At 67.3% G+C, this 2,664-nt stretch carries 2 protein-coding genes and 1 pseudogene; all 3 read right to left on the bottom strand.

Features of this window, described 5'->3' with window-relative positions; translation table 11 throughout:
* Positions 1-119: 119 nt before the first annotated feature.
* A pseudogene (locus tag ABZ909_RS43515) lies at positions 120-1,076 on the bottom strand (acetyl-CoA C-acyltransferase); the annotation flags it as partial.
* Positions 1,077-1,159: 83 nt separating this feature from the next.
* Positions 1,160-1,768 (bottom strand): TetR/AcrR family transcriptional regulator, encoded by a 609-nt coding sequence (locus ABZ909_RS43510; RefSeq protein ID WP_357012353.1) that lies wholly within the window; start codon positions 1,766-1,768, stop codon positions 1,160-1,162.
* A gap of 47 nt (positions 1,769-1,815) precedes the next feature.
* Positions 1,816-2,568 (bottom strand): hypothetical protein, encoded by a 753-nt coding sequence (locus ABZ909_RS43505; RefSeq protein WP_357012351.1) that lies wholly within the window; start codon positions 2,566-2,568, stop codon positions 1,816-1,818.
* Positions 2,569-2,664: the final 96 nt, after the last annotated feature.

The following is a 2,664-nucleotide window of genomic DNA, read 5'->3' as shown; positions in this document are numbered from 1 at the left end:
GATGAATCCGACCACGGCGGCGGCTATCACGGACACCACCAGCAGCGCGGCCGCGCCGACTCGATCCTGGCCGGCCAGCTGATCGCTCGGACCGGCCGGTACAAGTACTTCCCGCCGGTCTCCTTGATCCAGGCCAGCACCACCGAGGCGAAGGCCTCGTTGATCTCGATGACGTCCATGTCGTCGATGGTCAGACCGGTCTTCTCCAGGGCCCACTTGGTGGCCGGGATGGGCGCGGTCAGCATGTAGATCGGGTCCGCGCCGCGCGCGCTCACGTGGTGGATGCGCGCCCGCGGGGTGAGCCCGTACTCCTGGACCGCCCAGTCCGAGGCCAGCAGGGTGGCGCTGGAGCCGTCGGAGATCTGGCTGGCCAGGGCCGCGGTGATGCGGCTGCCCTCGGCGAGCGGCTGCAGCCCGGCCATCTTCTCCAGGGTGGTCTCGCGCGGGCACTCGTCGATCCAGAAGTCGCCGACCGGCACGATCTCGCGCTCGAACTTGCCGTCCACGATGGCCTTGCGGGCGCGCTCGTTGCTGCGCAGCGCCCACTCCTCCATGTCGCGGCGGGAGATGTCCCACTTCTCGGCGATCATGTTGGCCGAATTGAACTGCGACACTTCACCGGTGCCGTAGCGGTGGTCCCAGCCCTGCGCGCCGACGAACGGCGAGTCGAAGCCGTAGGCCTGCCCGGCCAGCATGGCCGCGGAGATGGGGATGGCGCTCATGTTCTGCACGCCGCCGGCCACGATCACCTCGGCGGTGCCGGACATGATGGCCTGGGCGCCGAAGGTGATGGCCTGCTGCGAGGACCCGCACTGCCGGTCCACGGTCACGCCCGGCACCGACTCGGGATAGCCCGCGGCCAGCCACGAGGTGCGCGCGATGTTTCCGGCCTGCGGGCCGATGGTGTCGCAGCAGCCGAACACCACGTCGTCCACCGCGACCGGGGCCAGGTTGGTGCGCTCGATGAGCCCCTTGATGGCGGCGGCGCCCAGATCGGCCGAGTGCACGGCGGCCAGCGAGCCGCCCCGCTTGCCGACCGGGGTGCGCACGGCGTCGATCACATACGCCTCACGCATCGGCGAATACTGGCGGCGGGACGGTGCTGACATGGGGAACTCCTACTGGCTGCTGCTGCGGTGAAGTTGTCGCTGAGCGTTGGTTATGTGAGCTTTTCGGGGTTGGTGAGCCCGTCGAGCACGATGGTCAGGTACTGCTTGGCGAGGTTGTCGACGGTGATCCGGCCGCCGGGCTGGTACCAGCGCACCGACACCCAGACGGTGTCGCGCAGGAACCGGTAGGCCAGTTCGATGTCCATCTCGGGCCGGAAGCTGCCGTCGGCGACGCCGTTGGCCAGCACCTGGTGCCAGAGCTCACGGAACTCGCTGTTGTATTCCGCGATGTAGTCGAATCGCGGTGTGCCGCTGAGTCGTTTGGCCTCGGCCTGGTAGATGGCGACGGCCGCGTGGAACCGATCGAAGGATTCGTAGGAAGCGGTGACCAGTGCTTCCAGCGTGTCGCGGGCGGGGACGCCGGCCGCCACGATTTCGCGGTAGCGACCGAAGAGGTCGTCGAGGAACCCGCGCAGGATTTCGTCCACCATGGCTTCTTTGGAATCGAAGTGGTGGTAGAGACTCCCGGATAGAATCCCCGCCGCGTCGGCAATGTCACGAACCGTGGTGGCGCGCAGGCCCCGTTCCGCGAACAGGTTCGCGGCCAGGCCGAGCAGCTCGGTGCGACGTGCTGATTTGGAGGGGTCAGGTTGGGTCACCCCGTCAATATACAACCAAGCATTTGCTTGGTCCACCTGCCTCCCGTTCAGCGCATCGAATACCGCAGCGGCGACGAGACCGATAGGTCAGCCAGCAGGCGATCGCAGATGACCACGGGTGACACCCCAGCCCGCGCCATCCGCGCCACCAGCGCCAATCGCCGTTCCGGACTGTCCCATTCGACGGTCAGCGGTTCCCGGCCCGGCCCGGCGTCCACGGTGGCCATGACCCGCGGGGGTATGCCGTCGCGACCGGGTTCCTCGATGAGCTTGAGGACCATCCCCCGCTGCCAGGCCCGATAGGTCTCCATATCGGCGCCCACCACCAATTTGTCCGTGGCAGCACATAATCCCTCCGCGATACCGTCGGCGAAGGCGACATGGTCGTAGCGCAGGCGGCGGCAGTTGCGCACCACCTCCAGCAGATCGGCCCGGACCTCGCAGAGCAGGGCCGTTCTCTTGCGGCGACGCCGATCGGCCTCGGTGTCCGAATACCCGATCCGGGACAGGCCGATCCGGCGGGCGCGCTCGCGATCGCGCACCATGTCCCGCCGCAACGCGCCACGCGGGTCGCGTGTCACGTCGGTTTCGTCCACGGCGTGTTGTTCCAGGATCTGCGCCGCCCGCATGGCGGTGGCGCACTCGGAGTCGTGATCGAGTAATTCCGCACCCAAAGTCAGTGCGGCCAGAACGACATTGTCGAGTCTTCGGCGCGCCAGAACGACCTCACGCACCAGCTCGAGTTCCAATTCCTCGTGGGCCTGTTCTGGGGCTGCTTGTTGTCGGCGATCCGGACCCATGGGTCGTGCCCTTCGACTAGCGGTACCGGCCTAAACCAGGATTGCACAACCGCACCCTCGACGCGCCAGCCATTTTCCCGGCCCCTATAAAACGGC

The organism is Nocardia sp. NPDC046763 (assembly GCF_040645495.1).
Taxonomy (GTDB): Bacteria; Actinomycetota; Actinomycetes; order Mycobacteriales; family Mycobacteriaceae; genus Nocardia.
The sequence above is the reverse complement of the archived record's forward strand: the minus strand, read 5'-3'. Positions and strand labels throughout refer to the sequence as shown.

Bases quoted from the DNA above. Each gene is read 5' to 3' on its own strand.
- ABZ909_RS43505 (WP_357012351.1), bottom strand. From the start codon at position 2,568: ATGGGTCCGGATCGCCGACAACAAGCAGCCCCAGAACAGGCCCACGAG.